This window comes from Mycolicibacterium austroafricanum (assembly GCF_000612725.1).
In the GTDB taxonomy this organism is placed as follows: Bacteria; Actinomycetota; Actinomycetes; order Mycobacteriales; family Mycobacteriaceae; genus Mycobacterium; species Mycobacterium austroafricanum.
The window spans coordinates 366610-380875 of the sequence record NZ_HG964451.1 but is presented as its reverse complement, the minus strand read 5'-3'; the positions used below and the strand labels follow the sequence as shown (position 1 = coordinate 380875).

At 68.0% G+C, this 14266-nt stretch carries 18 protein-coding genes; 11 read left to right on the top strand and 7 right to left on the bottom strand.

Going from position 1 to position 14266, the window contains the following annotated elements:
• Positions 1–168: 168 nt before the first annotated feature.
• The 4 genes from BN976_RS08455 (at position 169) to BN976_RS08440 (ending at position 1890) form a co-directional block, all read left to right on the top strand.
• Positions 169–501 (top strand): hypothetical protein, encoded by a 333-nt coding sequence (locus BN976_RS08455; protein ID WP_011778754.1) that lies wholly within the window; start codon positions 169–171, stop codon positions 499–501.
• Entirely contained in the window at positions 502–1002 is a 501-nt protein-coding gene (locus BN976_RS08450; RefSeq protein ID WP_011778755.1) for a lipocalin family protein, read from the top strand.
• 242 nt (positions 1003–1244) lie between these two features.
• Positions 1245–1433 (top strand): hypothetical protein, encoded by a 189-nt coding sequence (locus BN976_RS08445; RefSeq protein ID WP_133167773.1) that lies wholly within the window; start codon positions 1245–1247, stop codon positions 1431–1433.
• Positions 1434–1521: 88 nt separating this feature from the next.
• Positions 1522–1890: an Rv1352/Rv1906c domain-containing protein gene (locus BN976_RS08440; protein ID WP_011778756.1), complete on the top strand. Its 369-nt coding sequence runs from the start codon at positions 1522–1524 to the stop codon at positions 1888–1890.
• Between the two features lie 27 nt (positions 1891–1917).
• Here the strand turns inward: BN976_RS08440 and BN976_RS08435 are convergent, their stop codons facing one another.
• Entirely contained in the window at positions 1918–2430 is a 513-nt protein-coding gene (locus BN976_RS08435; RefSeq protein ID WP_220096294.1) for a DUF6448 family protein, read from the bottom strand.
• Between the two features lie 282 nt (positions 2431–2712).
• On the opposite strand from BN976_RS08435, the gene BN976_RS08430 reads away from it, so the two are divergent.
• Both BN976_RS08430 and BN976_RS08425 read left to right on the top strand, forming a co-directional pair.
• Entirely contained in the window at positions 2713–3768 is a 1056-nt protein-coding gene (locus tag BN976_RS08430; protein ID WP_036369902.1) for a 3-deoxy-7-phosphoheptulonate synthase, read from the top strand.
• An 82-nt stretch (positions 3769–3850) separates the two neighbouring features.
• The gene (locus BN976_RS08425) at positions 3851–4810 is read left to right on the top strand and encodes a DUF4349 domain-containing protein (RefSeq protein WP_051558366.1); all 960 of its coding nucleotides are present in this window, start codon (positions 3851–3853) and stop codon (positions 4808–4810) included.
• Here BN976_RS08425 and BN976_RS08420 read toward each other — a convergent pair.
• The 4 genes from BN976_RS08420 to BN976_RS08405 form a co-directional block, all read right to left on the bottom strand.
• Complete coding sequence (locus tag BN976_RS08420; protein WP_011778760.1) at positions 4788–5129, bottom strand: hypothetical protein; 342 nt, start codon at positions 5127–5129, stop codon at positions 4788–4790. The genes BN976_RS08425 and BN976_RS08420 overlap by 23 nt on opposite strands.
• Complete coding sequence (gene scnC, locus BN976_RS08415; RefSeq protein WP_036369898.1) at positions 5126–5824, bottom strand: thiocyanate hydrolase subunit gamma; 699 nt, start codon at positions 5822–5824, stop codon at positions 5126–5128. Before scnC ends, BN976_RS08420 begins: the two co-directional genes overlap by 4 nt.
• A gap of 29 nt (positions 5825–5853) precedes the next feature.
• A complete protein-coding gene (locus BN976_RS08410; RefSeq protein ID WP_036369895.1) occupies positions 5854–6693 on the bottom strand; it encodes a nitrile hydratase subunit beta in 840 nt (279 codons plus the stop codon).
• Positions 6694–6909: 216 nt separating this feature from the next.
• A complete protein-coding gene (locus BN976_RS08405) occupies positions 6910–7200 on the bottom strand; it encodes a WhiB family transcriptional regulator (RefSeq protein WP_011778763.1) in 291 nt (96 codons plus the stop codon).
• Between the two features lie 393 nt (positions 7201–7593).
• Here BN976_RS08405 and BN976_RS08400 point away from each other — a divergent pair, with 393 nt between their 5' ends.
• The 3 genes from BN976_RS08400 to BN976_RS08390 all read left to right on the top strand — a co-directional run bounded on the left by BN976_RS08400 (position 7594) and on the right by BN976_RS08390 (position 10257).
• Complete coding sequence (locus BN976_RS08400; RefSeq protein ID WP_011778764.1) at positions 7594–8394, top strand: hypothetical protein; 801 nt, start codon at positions 7594–7596, stop codon at positions 8392–8394.
• A gap of 122 nt (positions 8395–8516) precedes the next feature.
• Positions 8517–9095 (top strand): sigma-70 family RNA polymerase sigma factor, encoded by a 579-nt coding sequence (locus tag BN976_RS08395; RefSeq protein ID WP_011778765.1) that lies wholly within the window; start codon positions 8517–8519, stop codon positions 9093–9095.
• Positions 9088–10257, top strand: a complete 1170-nt coding sequence (locus tag BN976_RS08390; protein ID WP_036370446.1) for an anti-sigma-D factor RsdA — start codon at positions 9088–9090, stop codon at positions 10255–10257. Before BN976_RS08395 ends, BN976_RS08390 begins: the two co-directional genes overlap by 8 nt.
• Positions 10258–10333: 76 nt before the next feature.
• On the opposite strand, the gene BN976_RS08385 is transcribed toward BN976_RS08390, so the two are convergent.
• Positions 10334–10738: a DUF5319 domain-containing protein gene (locus BN976_RS08385; RefSeq protein WP_011778767.1), complete on the bottom strand. Its 405-nt coding sequence runs from the start codon at positions 10736–10738 to the stop codon at positions 10334–10336.
• Positions 10739–10884: 146 nt separating this feature from the next.
• Between BN976_RS08385 and guaB the strand changes: the two genes are divergently transcribed.
• Together guaB and BN976_RS08375 are read left to right on the top strand one after the other, a co-directional pair.
• A complete protein-coding gene (gene guaB / locus BN976_RS08380; protein WP_036369893.1) occupies positions 10885–12438 on the top strand; it encodes an IMP dehydrogenase in 1554 nt (517 codons plus the stop codon).
• A gap of 31 nt (positions 12439–12469) precedes the next feature.
• The gene (locus BN976_RS08375) at positions 12470–13606 is read left to right on the top strand and encodes a GuaB3 family IMP dehydrogenase-related protein (RefSeq protein WP_011778769.1); all 1137 of its coding nucleotides are present in this window, start codon (positions 12470–12472) and stop codon (positions 13604–13606) included.
• A 12-nt stretch (positions 13607–13618) separates the two neighbouring features.
• Here BN976_RS08375 and BN976_RS08370 read toward each other — a convergent pair whose 3' ends face one another.
• On the bottom strand, positions 13619–14209 hold the full coding sequence (locus BN976_RS08370; RefSeq protein ID WP_011778770.1) for a TetR family transcriptional regulator: 591 nt from the start codon (positions 14207–14209) through the stop codon (positions 13619–13621).
• Between the last annotated feature and the right edge of the window lie 57 nt (positions 14210–14266).

The window sequence follows — 14266 nt, the reverse complement described above, 5'->3', positions numbered from 1 at the left end:
GCCCAGCGGGCGGCGAACACGAGAACACTCCCGGGTCCTGTTGGGCTCGGGAGTGTTTGTGTCGTAGGCCAGGGACCATCGGCCCTTCTGCATTCGGAGATCTGGGCGCATCCTTGATGTCGAGTCATCTCAGACTCGTTTCTGCACTTCATCGTTAGGGGCGTAATCATGGCAGAGGACACCGAGAAGAAATCCGCGGCGGAGCGGGCGTCCGACCTGACGGACCGAGCGGCGAGCCTGTCCGACGACGTGCTCAAGTCCGTCGAAGCCGGGCAACGGAGCGCGATCGATGCGGTGCGCAAGTTCGTTGGCGCAGTCGAAGAGTCGCTGCCCGCTCACGGCGAGGATCATCCGTCCAAACGCAACACCATCGTCGACGCCGCCCTGGATATGGCGGACAAGCTCGTCACGACGCAGTACGAGTTCATCCGAAGCGTGGTCGGCAGCGCGAGCGAGACGCTGAAAAAGCAGAGCGATGCCAAGACGGGTGACGATCAGTAGATGGTCACCTCGGTCGGCTCTCTCGACCTCGACCGATATCGCGGCCTCTGGTACGAGATCGGCCGGCTCCCGCTCAGATGGGAGCATCCCGAGGCTTCCGACATCACCGCCGAATACGCGCCGGAGGACGACGGCAGCATCCGCGTCGACAACCGGTGCATCGACCAGCACGGCAAACCGTCGCAGGCGATCGGTCGTGCCACCCCGGTCGACGGCGAACCCGGCCGGCTGCAGGTGTCGTTCCTTCCCGGGCTGCTGCGGTGGATCCCTTTCACCAAAGGTGACTACTGGGTGCTGAAGATCGACGACGCCTACACGGTTGCCCTTGTCGGGACGCCCGACCAGAAGAACCTGTGGCTGCTGGCGCGCGAACCGCGCATCGCCCCCGACGTCGAGGCGGCGTATCTCGGCGAGGCGACCCGGCAGGGTTTCGATCTCGAAAGGTGGATCACCCCAACGCAATCGGGTCGGCGCGTCACAGACGATCTGCTCGAGGGCTGATTCGAACGGCCGTCGGCGTCTGCTGCGGTTCGTCATCGCCCAGCGGATTTTGTTGGCGCAGACGTCAATTAAACGCGAACGCTGTCAACCGCGTGATGGCAGGGTTCGGTCCGTGAACTTCGCTTGCGGTCGTCGTAGACTGAAACGTCATGGGAGAGAAGAGGATAATCAGGCGCAGGCGCGCGTTTGCGGGAACGGTTCTGGCAATCGGTCTCGGGCTCGGTAGCGTGGCGGGTGCGGCTGTGGCGAATGCAGGCCCCGTTACTCCCGGCGTCGACATCGCCGAGAAGCCCCACCATGACGACTGGAAACACTGGGGCCCCGGGCCGGGTCGGGGGAAGTGGGCCGGGGCCGGCTGGGACCGGGACGTCGATGCCTGCATCAGCGCGACCGACCCCGCCGGTTACGTCAGCGGATATGTCTGCATCTGACCGCAACAACTGAATCCCGATATCGCCCGCACGGTCCCGGCCCAGCGCATACGCTGCCATTGAGATCAGGCAAGGCGGGTGAGGAAGTATGCCCCTGAAGCGTCTGTGTCGCGCAGCGGCGGGGCTTGTCGCCGTGGTAGCCGTGGGTGCCTCTGTCCCACCGGCCGGTGCCGACCCGATGGATCCCATCCCCGGGAACGGTTTCTTTCTCGTCGGGCCTGACATCGCGCCGGGCCTCTACCGCACGGGCGGGTCGGCGTCGCCCTTCGGGGTGTGGATAAACGACGTGCCGACGCAGGACTCGATGTGCGCGTGGTTCACCTACAGCACACCGGATACGAACAAGGATCATGTGGTCGCGACGAACATGTCGATCGGTCCGATGTTCGCGAACATCAACTCGACGGTGCAGGCGTTCGAGTCGCGGAACTGTCAGCCCTGGACCCGGGTCACCTGAGCTCGAGGTGCCGGGTCGCCCCGGCGCTCAACGTTCGTGCGGGTTGCGCCGCATGGCCTTGTAGAGGTGATGGCTGTACACCTGCAGACCGAGGACCGATTCGACGTGCTCCCGCCGCTCGGCCGTCGTCACTGCCGCGCTGAGCGCGTCGATGCGGTCCAGGCGCTCCTGCAGTTGCCGGCGCAGCTCCCCGGACAGGAAAGCATGAAGCTCGTCGATCGACCGCTTCTCGATCGCCCGCTCTGCCAGCGGGATCACCGGCCCGACATCCAGGCCCTCGGGTTTGAGTCCGGTGTACGGTGCGCCCTCACCCGCTCGATGAAGCCGCACGACGGTGTCGAAGAAGTACAGGTCGGCGACCTCATGCGTGTAGTGCCCGCCTTCGGCCTGAGCGGCGCGGGTGCGCTCGAAGGCCGCCCGCACCTCGTCCTCGGCGCTTTCCGGAACGTACGGCAGGATCAATTCGACGTTGTCGTCGGTGAGGGCCGCCTTGGCCGCCGTGACGACGGGACCGTCCAGGGAGTCGCAATGCGGAGGCATGCCTCGATGCTGTCCGCTGCACCGCCACCGGCCCAGAGGCGAAAGTCCCCGTACATGGCTTTTGTGGCACCCGCGGGTGGTGGTATAGCCTGGCGGGGTGAACATCGGTGTGTGTGCCGGCTATTGGCGCTTTATTCAGGCTCCGGGCGGAGCCGATAAAGCGCAGCACTAAGCAACGCATCCACCCGGAGCCCAGGCAGTGACCATCAGGTCGCTGCCTTTCGTCATTCAAGGGCGCCGGACGTTACATCAGGTGCCCACCACAGGAAAGGCACCTTCGAGATGACCCTGGCGCAGACCGCCACTCCGCCCGCGACGTCGGACCGGCGGATCCGCAGTTTCGGCGAGATTCCCAGCCCCCACGCGGTGTCGACCGAGTTCCCGTTGGGTGCCCGCCGTGCTGAGCGGGTGGCCCGCGACCGCGACGAGATCGCCGACATCCTCGCGGGGCGGGACGACCGTCTGCTGGTGGTCGTCGGGCCGTGCTCGGTGCATGACCCTGCCGCCGCGCTGGAGTACGCCGGCCGGCTGGTCAAGATCGCCGCCGAGCTCAAGGGCAGCCTCAAGATCGTGATGCGGGTGTACTTCGAGAAGCCGCGCACCACGATCGGTTGGAAGGGCCTGATCAACGATCCGGGGATGGACGGCACCTTCGACGTCGCGCGGGGCCTGCGCATCGCCCGGCAACTGCTGCTGGACATCATCGACATCGGGCTCCCGGTGGGGTGTGAATTCCTCGAGCCGACCAGCCCGCAGTACATCGCGGACGCCGTGGCGTGGGGTGCGATCGGCGCCCGCACCACCGAATCGCAGGTGCACCGTCAACTTGCTTCGGGCCTGTCGATGCCGGTCGGCTTCAAAAACGGTACCGACGGCAACATTCAGGTCGCCGTCGACGGCGCGAAATCCGCTGCCGCCCAACATGTGTTCTTCGGCATGGACGACATGGGCCGCGGCGCCGTGGTGAGCACCGAAGGTAACAGGGACTGCCATGTCATCCTGCGGGGAGGTACCGGCGGACCGAACTGGGACGCCGAGTCGGTGCGCTCGGCGGCCGACAAGCTCGAGAGCGCGGGACTGCCCGGCCGGGTGGTGATCGACTGCAGCCACGCGAATTCCGGTAAGGACCACGTGCGGCAGGCGAGCGTGGCCGCGGAGGTGGCGCAGCTGGTGCGCGACGGTCTTCCGGTCAGCGGAGTCATGCTGGAGAGCTTCCTGGTCGCCGGGGCGCAGGCTCCCGAGGCGCGTCCGCTGACCTACGGCCAGTCGGTGACCGACAAGTGCATGGATTGGGGTGCAACGGATCTGGTGTTGCGAGAGCTGGCCCGGCGCGGTTAGTCCTGGACCGTCGGCGACCCGCCGGGCCCGGACCGGCGCCATTCCCGTCGCAAAGCTCACGGCATTCAGTAGGTTTCCACCCATGAGCCATAAAGCGTTGGTCGCCGCCGTCGCGGCGTTCGCATTCCTGACCGGCTGTGCCGGATCGGCCGAGCGGCCGAGCGGGGCGCCGGGAAGCGGCGGCGCCCCGACGGACGCCGTCACCGGGCCTGCGCCCGAGTTCGGGCCGCCCCAGGCTCCGCCGCCGGTGGAGAAGCGTGACGTCGTCAAGACGGCGTCGATGACGATCACGGTGTCCAACCCGTCGGAGGCCGCCGACGAAGCCGCCGTCATCGCCGAACGTGTCGACGGCCGGGTGGACAGCCGGTCCGAGGATGCCGGCTCGGGTACCGGCCGGGCAATGACGTCGATCGTGCTGCGGGTGCCCGTGGCCAAGCTCGACGAGGTGGTCCGCGAACTCAAGGCGCTCGGCACCGTCGAGACGGCCACCACCACCGCCGAGGACGTCACCGCCCAGCGGGTCGACCTCGACGCCCGGATCCGGGCGTTGCAGACCTCGGTGGACCGACTGCTGGCGATCATGCGCGACGCCCGCGATCCCGAAGCTCTGATCCGGGCCGAGGACGCGCTGTCGGAGCGACAGGCCGAACTGGACAGCCTGCGGGCACAACGGGAGACGCTGGGCGACCAGATCGCCTACAGCACCGTCAACGTGAGCTTCTACGCCCAGACCATCGGTGGACCCGCGCCGGACCAGTACAACGGCTTCCTCGGCCAGGTCCAGCGAGGCTGGGACGCGATGGTCGAGGTGGCCAGTGGCGCGGTGATGCTCTTCGGCCTGATGCTGCCATGGCTGGGGGCGGTGGCGATTCTGGGCGCCGTCATCTTCGGCACCGTCTGGTTGGCGCAGCGCAGGAAGACGCCCGCGGCGGTCCCGGTCGCCACCGACACCGCCGACGCCGCCGACGCCGCCGACGCCACCGACGCCACCGCCGACACCGCCGACGCTCCGCAACGGCTCACGCCTCCAGGCGCGCCCTGACCGTCGCCATGCGCTCCCGCAGCGTCGCCTCGTCGATGACCCCGCGGGCCAGCAGCGAGTGGGCGAGCGACACCAACTGGTTCTCCGGATAGGGCAGCTCGGCGTACAGCGTCGCCGACAGGGCGTCTTCCTCGTCCCGGCGCTCCGCGAATGTCGGCACCTTCTCGGCGCACGCGGCACGGTCCAGCGCGTCACACAGCCCGTCCAGGCTGGTCTTCCACGGCGGCACCGGGTTCTCGACGCCGTACTTCGCGGCCATCCGGGGCCACACCTGATTGCGCTCGATGATCTGGTCCAGCGCAGGCACTCTGTCGGTCATGGGTGCACAGCCGGCCGGGTATCCACGATGACGTTCGACGTCACCCCGGGCTTGGGCAGGGCGACGCCGATCAGGCAGTCACGCGTGACGATCTCGGCCAGCTGTTGCTCGGTCCAGCCGTCGGTGCCCTCCGGTCGCAGCGGCATCACCATGTACCGGTGCTTCTGGTTGGAGTCCTGCACGCGGACCTCGATGTCGTCGGGCAGGTAGAGGCCGAACTCGGCGAGGACCTGCCGCGGCCAACGCACCAGGCGGCGACGGTAATTGGGCGTTCGGTACCACTCCGGTGAGTTGCCGAGGATCGGCCGTGGATAACAGGAGCACAACGCGCAGACGATCACGTGGTGCAACGTCGCGGTGTCCTCCAGGATCTCGAAGGCGGTGAAGTCGCTCGGCGTGCCGAAGCCGGTGGGCTCCAACCAATCGACCCCGACCTCCTTGCTGGCGGTCATCGGCTCGGTGAGCGCCAGCTGCTTGAAGTCGGGATCCAGCCACGCTCGCGCCACCAGGTTCGCGGCGGGAGTGGGGCCGATCTGTTCGGAGAACTCGGTGAAGCGGCGATGGTCCTCGGCGGTGAAGATGCCCTTCTCGATGCACAGTTCGCGCAGGGCGATTTCCAGCACCTCGAAGTCGGTGACCTCGTCCACCATGGGCTTGACCGTCCGGTCGTGGTCGTGGTCGTGGTCGTGGGTCATGCGTGAATTCCTCTCCCCCCAAGGATGATTCAAGTCGCGGCTGCGAGCCAGCGTTCGGGAATCTCGGTCCGCAGGGTGTCGGTCGAGGTGCCGGTGTATCCGTGCCACAGGTCGGACATCGCGAACTTGACGATGTAGAACCACTCCGGTTTCGCGTCGGGACGATCCCATGTCTCGTCCTCGGCGGCGGGGCTCTCGTATGCGACCACGTCGATCTCGCCGGTGGCGCCGCGCACGTACTCCGGGGTGCGGGTGTAGAACAGCACGGGCAGGTCGCGCACCAGCACCCGGTCGCCGACCTTGAACTTCGCCTCCCCGGCCTGCCCGGCATAGATCTGTGGATCACCCTTGCCGACGGCCCGCTTGTGGTGTGCGTTGCGCTTCACGTCGGACCCGTCTCCAGCCGACTTCGGTTGGGCCTCAAGCTTTCTGCCGTTGAGGCCGTCGGCGTAGCGTGCCTGGACCTCGGCCATGCGCTCGCTCAGCTCGCCCAGCGCGATGTGGTGCTTCTCCACCAGGACCCGGGCCACGGCCAGCAGCCACCGGCCGTAGTACGGCAGCCCGAGATACTCGGCGCGCCCGACGTCGACATTGCCGATCCGGCGCCGTTCCTCGGACAGCCAGATTCCCCGCCACGCGAGCACTTCGCAGATGACGTAGGTCAGTTCTTCCCACTGCTCGTACTGCTTGTTCTCGTATTTCATCGGCGCGTCCGGTTCGCCGCCGACGTCGTGAACGGGTTTGAGGTATGCGGTGATTCGGGCGTGGTCGAGAAGGTCGGGCGTCGGGGCGTCGGGCAGTTCCGGGAAGGCGGACTTCAGCCGCGCCACCAGTTCGAGCTGAGCTGCGCGCTCGGCCGCGGTGCTCACGTGGGGAATCCGCCCGGCAGCGCGCGATGGCGGTGAATCAGGCGGCCTCGCAGATCCATTGGCGTCGTCCCTGAAGCGATGAACAGGTCGGAGGCTTCAGGCTAACACCGACGTTGTCGTTGGGCGGCGAATCGGCCCCATTCCCGCGGCGGACCTGCAAAGCTGAAGTGCCCACCCCGGTGGCGACTTCCCGGGGTGGGCAACTTCGATCGAGTTCTAGGCGCTGCGGCGGATTCCGCGCTTGAGCAACAGCTCGCGCTCGGATTCACTCAGGCCGCCCCAGATGCCGTAGGGCTCGCCGACGGCGAGCGCGTGCGAGCGGCATTGTGTGATGACGGGACAACGACGGCACATCTCCTTGGCGCGCATTTCGCGCTGAGCGCGGGCGCGGCCGCGCTCGCCGTCGGGATGGAAGAACATCGATGAATCGACGCCTCGGCAAACACCCTGAATCTGCCAATCCCAGATGTCAGCGTTCGGACCGGGAAGCTGCTGCGGCTGTGGCAATGGAAAACCCCTCCCTACGGACCCATTTCGCGTCACGCGGATGCGCGGGTCGTTGGAACTAATCCGAGCACAGTCGCCGATGACCACTCGTGCACACAACGTAGAAGGGCTTCCGAATTCACGTCAATAGTCTCGCGGTGTGCGGAACCGCATATTCGCAGGCCGAGAATTTACATCACGTTCATCGAAGCGTTGCTTAGTCGGCGCGGCCAATGGTAAACGGGCGGGCCAACATCGGCGAGTGCTGGCCATTTCCGCTAGTCGCTGCGCGGCGAACCAGACATTTGACAACCTTTGTCCGGTGGCCGGTTGACATTGCTGTAACGCGTCATCCATGAACTGTTAACTAACGTCATTTTCAAATCACTTCCGGGTTGATACCGTCGCGGTCCGATGAGCACAGCTGCCGCGGCTACCGCAAACGCGCTTCACGACGCGGCATTCGGCGCCGACCCCGGGGCGTGGCCGCTTCCGCCCGCCACCGAGCCCCTCCAGTGGTGGCTGCGCGCGGTCGCCGCGGGCGGACAGGGCCGCTACGCGAGCGCGCTCGCCGACCTCGATCGGCTGAGGCGTCTTACCGTCACCGACGCCCTGGCGTCGCTGGCACTGAGCACCAGGGCGTCGTTCCTCCGTCAGCTCGGCTGGCATGACCGTGCCCGGACGTGGGACGGCCGCGCGGCGGCGTTGGCGGCCACCGGCGAGGCCGGTGCCGACGCCCTCATCGGGTTGGCCGCCGACGCACTGGGCGTGGGGCGCTTCGCCGCGTCGGCGCGGGCCCTGGAACGCGCAGCCGATGCGCTCGCCGACACGGACTGCCCGCGGCTGCCCGTGCGGTTTGCCTGGGTGTCGGCCGAGTTGGCGATGTTCCGGGGCGAGGGCGGCCGGGCGGTCGGCCACGCCGAGCGCGGGGCGCATCTCGCCGAAAGCGTCGGATCGGCGCGGCACACCGTCAAGTCACAGGTGATCCTCGCGGCGGCCCTGTGCAGCCGTGGCGACCTCGACGCGTCTCGGCGGGTGGCCGGGAACGCGCTCGACGCGGCGCAGCGGCTGGGGCTCGTTCCGCTGCAGTGGGCGGTGGCGTCTCTGCTGGCAGACATCGGTGCCGACGACCGTTCGCCGGCTCAGATCAGGGGCATCCGGGACGCTGCCGCCGAGGCGGTGATCAGATGGGGCGGCGTGTGGCGTCGGCGCTAACCGGGTTGTGCCCATCTGGATCGTTATTGTTTAGCTGAGCCACACCGACTTCTACCGACTGAGACGGCCACCTCCCCTCCGGGGAAGTGTGTCCCCGAGTAACGCTGGAGACCCTGCGCACGATGACAATTTCGGGAGAACGTCTCGATGCTGTCGTTGCTGAAGCTGTCGCCGGTGATCGGGACGCACTCCGGGAGGTGCTGGAGACCATCCGCCCCCTCGTTGTCCGGTATTGCCGGGCGCGGGTGGGGACCGCGGAACGCAGTGGTCTTTCAGCTGATGACGTAGCTCAGGAGGTGTGCTTGGCCGCCATCACGGCGCTGCCGCGTTACAAGGATCAGGGACGACCGTTCCTGGCCTTCGTGTACGGGATCGCAGCGCACAAGGTTGCTGACGCGCATCGTGCCGCCGGGCGAAACAAAGCGGATCCGATGGATGTCGTCCCCGAGCGCTTTTCCGGCGAGGCCGGTCCGGAGCAGCTCGCGATCGACTCCGAATCATCGGCGCGGATGGCCGAGCTGCTGCAGATCCTTCCCGAGAAGCAGCGCGAGATCCTGATCCTGCGTGTCGTGGTCGGTATGAGCGCGGAGGAAACCGCGGACGCCGTCGGAAGCACGGCGGGGGCGGTGCGGGTGGCCCAGCACCGCGCGCTGACCCGATTGAAGACCGAGATCATGGCGGCGGGGCGTGATCATGCCTGACCACGGACGCTGGAATTCTGGCGGAGACCCGTCGCTCAACGAGATCAACCGCACCGACCAGTTCCTCGATGCGTTGGCCTCGCAGCAACCCGTGTACGCGACCGACCGCGGCGAGGCTGAGCTGGCGCAGCTGCTGGCCGGCTGGCGCGACGACGTTCGTGAGACCCCGATGGGGCACGTGATGACCGCGGAAGATGCGGCGATCGCGCTGGGCCGGGTGACGAAGCCGCCCCGCAGGCGGTTGTCGCTGGCGGTGATCGGCTCGGCGGCCGCAGCGGTGCTCGCCATCGGCGGTGTCGGTGCGGTGGTCGCCGGGTCCGGCCCGGGTGACGCGCTCTACGGGCTGCGCACGATGCTGTTCGGTGAGCAGGCACAGACCCGCGACGACGCGGTGATCCTGGCCGCCCAGACGGAGATGCAGCAGGTGCAGCAGCTCATCGAGCAGGGCGACTGGGCCGGTGCCCAGGCCAAGCTGGAGGCCGTCACCACCACCGTCGCGACCGTGACCGACGTCGAGCGCAAGCAGGAACTCGTCACGCAGTGGCAGGAGCTCACGGTCAAGGTCGAGGCACAGGATCCGGTGGCGACCGTCCCGCCCGGGTCTCCGCTGCCCACGTTCCCCGATGTGCCGGTGGCCGTCCTCGACCCGGGTACGTCGTCGGAGACGACGAGTACTGCACCGTCGTCGGAGACGACGAGTCCCACGTCCCCGTCGGAGACGACGAGTCCCACGTCCCCGTCGGAGACCACGAGCCCTGCACCGTCGTCGGAGACGACGAGCCCTGCACCGTCGTCGGAGACGACGAGCGCTCCCACAAGCTCGCCGTCACCAACGCCGTCGACCGCGCCGACCACGACTTCGGTCGGTGCCGCGCCGCCGTCGTCGTCCGCGCCGGCCACGACCACACCCACGTCGACGACGGCGACCCGTGCGCCGTCGGCCACGTCGACGACGGTGGTTCAGTCGGCGACCACGACGAGTGCGCCGCTGTCCACGTCCAGCTCGGTTGCCGCGCCGCCGACGCCGACTCCATCTCCGTCGCCCACGCCGACTCCGGCGCCCACGGTCGACGAGGAGACGGTGCCGTCACCGACGGTTCCTGCGCTGCCCACGACGACGACGCCGATCATCCTGCTGCCCGTACCGGGAGAAGCGGGCTGATCACCGGGGGCCGAGCCGCCGAATCAGGCACCGGGGGCCGAGCCGCCGAATCAGGCACAGCCCGGGAATTGCGCCCTCAGCGATAGCCGTCGGAATCCGACGTCGCCTCGTTGAGGGACGCGTCGGCGTAACCACGGCAGTAGTCCCAGGTCACGTACGCGTCGGGCTCGGGGTCGTAGGCCGGCTCGTGCGGACGGACGGTGCCGTCGACCAGGAGCTGCAGCAGGTTCGCCCGCAGCATGTCCCAGTCGTGGTAGTGATCCTGCTGGCATTCGTCGCAGCAGACCACCAGGCCGCGAATTCCCTTGTGCGCCAGCAATGCTTCGTAGACGGCGAGGTCGGCCAGGTCGGCCTCGACCGCGGTGCGTTCCTGAGGATCCAGCGGCTGACCCGGCTCCAGGGCGTCGAGCGCCGCCGACGGATCGCTCGGATCGTCGGCGAACGGGTCAGGCGGCAATCCTGGTGGCAGGTGGTCTCGCACGCCCCCAGACTACGCAGCCTCCCAGGTATCGCGCCAGCGCTCACCCGGCAGGTCGTGGGGAATCAAACCGCACGCTCGGAGCCGATAAGATATGGCTTTCAGGTGGTCCCGTCACCTGGCTGCATCTGTTACCGGAGGCCCCACCCATGTCGATCGCCGAAAGCAGCATCCCCATCGCCGTTCCTGTGCCCACCGGCGGTGACGACCCCACCAAGGTCGCGATGCTCGGGCTCACCTTCGACGATGTCCTGTTGCTGCCCGCCGCCTCGGATGTGATCCCGGCCACAGCGGACACCTCGAGTCAGCTCACCCGCAAGATCCGGCTGAAGGTGCCGCTGGTGAGCTCGGCGATGGACACCGTCACCGAGTCCCGGATGGCCATCGCGATGGCCCGCGCCGGTGGCATGGGCGTGCTGCACCGCAACCTGCCCGTCGCCGAACAGGCCGGTCAGGTGGAGACAGTCAAGCGGTCCGAGGCGGGGATGGTCACCGATCCGGTGACGTGCTCGCCGGACAACACGCTGGCCGAGGTCGACGCGATGTGCGCGCGCTTCCGTATCTCCGGTCTGCCGGTGGTGGATGACCGCGGCTCTCTTGTCGGCATCATCACCAACCGGGACATGCGGTTCGAGGTCGACCTGTCCAAGTCGGTCTCCGAAGTGATGACGAAGGCACCGCTGATCACCGCGCAGGAAGGAGTGTCGGCCGAGGCGGCGCTGGGACTGTTGCGTCGCAACAAGATCGAAAAGCTGCCGATCGTGGACGGGCACGGCAAGCTCACCGGGCTGATCACCGTCAAGGACTTCGTCAAGACCGAGCAGTTCCCGCTCGCCACCAAGGACAGTGACGGCAGGCTGCTGGTCGGCGCCGCGGTGGGGGTCGGCGAAGACGCCTGGACGCGGGCCATGACGCTCGCCGACGCCGGTGTCGACGTGCTGATCGTCGATACCGCGCACGCCCACAACCGCGGCGTGCTCGAGATGGTGAACCGGCTCAAGGTCGCCGTCGGCGACCGCGTCGAGGTGGTCGGCGGCAACGTCGCGACCCGCGCCGCGGCCGCCGCACTCGTGCAGGCCGGTGCGGACGCGGTCAAGGTGGGGGTCGGGCCCGGCTCGATCTGCACCACCCGGGTGGTGGCCGGTGTCGGCGCCCCGCAGATCACCGCGATCCTGGAGGCGGTGGCGGCGTGCGCGCCGCACGGTGTCCCGGTGATCGCCGACGGCGGGCTGCAGTACTCCGGCGACATCGCCAAGGCGCTGGCCGCCGGCGCGTCCACCGCGATGCTCGGCTCGCTGCTCGCCGGCACCGCCGAATCGCCCGGCGACCTGATCCTGGTCAACGGCAAGCAGTTCAAGAGCTACCGCGGCATGGGCTCGCTCGGGGCGATGCAGGGTCGCGGCGCAGGGGGAAACCTGCGGGGGAGCTACTCCAAGGACCGCTACTTCCAGGACGACGTGCTCTCGGAGGACAAGCTGGTGCCCGAGGGCATCGAGGGCCGGGTGCCGTTCCGCGGGCCGCTGTCCACGGTGATCCATCAACTCGTCGGTGGTCTGCGCGCGGCGATGGGGTACACCGGGTCGGCGACCATCGAACACCTGCAGCAGGCGCAGTTCGTCCAGATCACCGCGGCCGGGCTCAAGGAGAGCCACCCACACGACATCACCATGACTGTGGAAGCCCCGAACTACACCACCCGCTAGGGTCTGCACGGGCCAACACAGGGGAGTGAACATGCGAGACATGGTGGAAATCGGCATGGGCCGGACCGCCCGTCGCACCTACGAACTCGACGACATCAACATCGTGCCGTCTCGGCGCACCCGATCGTCGAAGGACGTGTCCACGGCGTGGCAACTCGACGCATACCGCTTCGAGATCCCTGTGGTGGCGCATCCGACCGACGCGCTGGTGTCGGTGGAGTTCGCGATCGAGATGGGCCGATGCGGCGGGTTGGGGGTGCTCAACGGAGAGGGGTTGATCGGTCGGCACGCCGACGTCGCGGACAAGATCGCGCAGGTTATCGAGGTCGCTGTGAAGGACCCGGACCCGTCGGCCTCGACCCGGTTGCTGCAGCAATTACATTCGGCGCCACTGGATCTCGACCTGCTGGGGTCGGCGGTCGCGCGGATCCGTGACGCCGGGGTGACCACCGCGGTGCGGGTCAGCCCGCAGAACGCGCAGGCGCTGACACCCACGCTGGTGGCCGCGGGCATCGACCTGCTCGTCATCCAGGGCACCATCATCTCGGCCGAGCGCGTCGCGAACGACGGTGAACCGCTCAACCTGAAGACGTTCATCTCCGAGCTCGACGTGCCGGTGGTGGCCGGCGGTGTGCTCGACCACCGCACCGCGCTGCATCTGATGCGTACCGGGGCGGCAGGCGTCATCGTGGGCTACGGCTCCACCGCCGGCGTGACCACGTCCGACGAGGTGCTGGGCATCAGCGTGCCGATGGCCACCGCGATCGCCGACGCCGCCGCGGCACGCCGCGAGTACCTCGACGAGACGGGCGGCCGGTACGTGCACGTGCTCGCCGACGGCGACATCCACACCTCGGGCGATCTGGCGAAGGCGATCGCGTGCGGCGCCGACGCCGTGGTGCTCGGCACCCCGCTGGCCGTGTCGGCGGAGTCGCTCGGGGGTGGCTGGTTCTGGCCCGCCGCCGCCGCGCACCCTTCGCTGCCGCGCGGCGCGATGATGCAGGTGGCCGACGAGGAACGGCCCGCATTGAGCCAGGTGCTCAACGGCCCGTCCGACGACCCGTTCGGCTCGCTGAACCTCGTCGGCGGCTTGGCGCGGTCCATGGCCAAGGCCGGCTACTGCGACCTCAAGGAATTCCAGAAGGTGGGTCTGACCGTCGGAAGGTGAGCGCGCTGAGGCCTACTGCAGGCTGCGCAGCGTCCGGGTCAGATAGTCGTCGACGAGTTCGCGCCTGCCGGTGGAATCGTCGGTGGTGATCAGCAGCGCGTAGAGGCCGAGCAGGAAATAGATGGCGCTGTTCATCGGCGTGACGTCTGCGGCCGTGTCACCGCGCTGCCGGGCGTTGTCGATCTGGTCGGCGACCAGCACGACCAGCGGGTGGTCGTCTCCGTGTTCGGCCGGTGGGCGGGTCGGCGAGAAATGCAGCGCCAGGAAGTCTTTGAACAACACCACACCGAGGCGGCGTTCCAGGCCCATCACCAGATGGGCGGCCTCGCGTAACGCCGATGCCAGGTCGTGGTGGGTCTTGGTGAACGTCGCGAACCGTTTGGCCATGCGGTCCTCTTCCCGACGCTCGAGCTCGAGCAGCACGTGTTCCTTCGTGGGGAAGTGGAAGAAGAAGGTGCCGTGGGCGACGCCTGCCGCGGCGACGATCGCGCCGACGTCGGACTCGTCCTTGCCCGCCCGCTTGAACTCCGCGATCGCCGCACCCAGCAGCCGCTCCCTGGTCTGTAGACGTTTCGCCTCGCGAGCAGTGATGCCGTCCGCCACGCCCTGACAGTAGACGGCCCCAGGTCCCGTGCCGAAACTGAAGTTGGGTACGAGTTT

Excerpts from the sequence above, each read along its gene's own strand:
- BN976_RS08455 (WP_011778754.1), top strand. The coding sequence starts at position 169 with ATGGCAGAGGACACCGAGAAGAAATCCGCGGCGGAGCGGGCGTCCGAC.
- BN976_RS08400 (WP_011778764.1), top strand. The coding sequence starts at position 7,594 with ATGAGCACAGCTGCCGCGGCTACCGCAAACGCGCTTCACGACGCGGCA.
- BN976_RS08390 (WP_036370446.1), top strand. The coding sequence starts at position 9,088 with ATGCCTGACCACGGACGCTGGAATTCTGGCGGAGACCCGTCGCTCAAC.
- BN976_RS08395 (WP_011778765.1), top strand. The coding sequence starts at position 8,517 with ATGACAATTTCGGGAGAACGTCTCGATGCTGTCGTTGCTGAAGCTGTC.
- BN976_RS08430 (WP_036369902.1), top strand. The coding sequence starts at position 2,713 with ATGACCCTGGCGCAGACCGCCACTCCGCCCGCGACGTCGGACCGGCGG.
- scnC (WP_036369898.1), bottom strand. The coding sequence starts at position 5,824 with ATGACCCACGACCACGACCACGACCACGACCGGACGGTCAAGCCCATG.
- BN976_RS08375 (WP_011778769.1), top strand. The coding sequence starts at position 12,470 with ATGCGAGACATGGTGGAAATCGGCATGGGCCGGACCGCCCGTCGCACC.
- BN976_RS08450 (WP_011778755.1), top strand. The coding sequence starts at position 502 with ATGGTCACCTCGGTCGGCTCTCTCGACCTCGACCGATATCGCGGCCTC.
- BN976_RS08425 (WP_051558366.1), top strand. The coding sequence starts at position 3,851 with ATGAGCCATAAAGCGTTGGTCGCCGCCGTCGCGGCGTTCGCATTCCTG.
- guaB (WP_036369893.1), top strand. The coding sequence starts at position 10,885 with ATGTCGATCGCCGAAAGCAGCATCCCCATCGCCGTTCCTGTGCCCACC.
- BN976_RS08440 (WP_011778756.1), top strand. The coding sequence starts at position 1,522 with ATGCCCCTGAAGCGTCTGTGTCGCGCAGCGGCGGGGCTTGTCGCCGTG.
- BN976_RS08435 (WP_220096294.1), bottom strand. The coding sequence starts at position 2,430 with ATGCCTCCGCATTGCGACTCCCTGGACGGTCCCGTCGTCACGGCGGCC.
- BN976_RS08420 (WP_011778760.1), bottom strand. The coding sequence starts at position 5,129 with ATGACCGACAGAGTGCCTGCGCTGGACCAGATCATCGAGCGCAATCAG.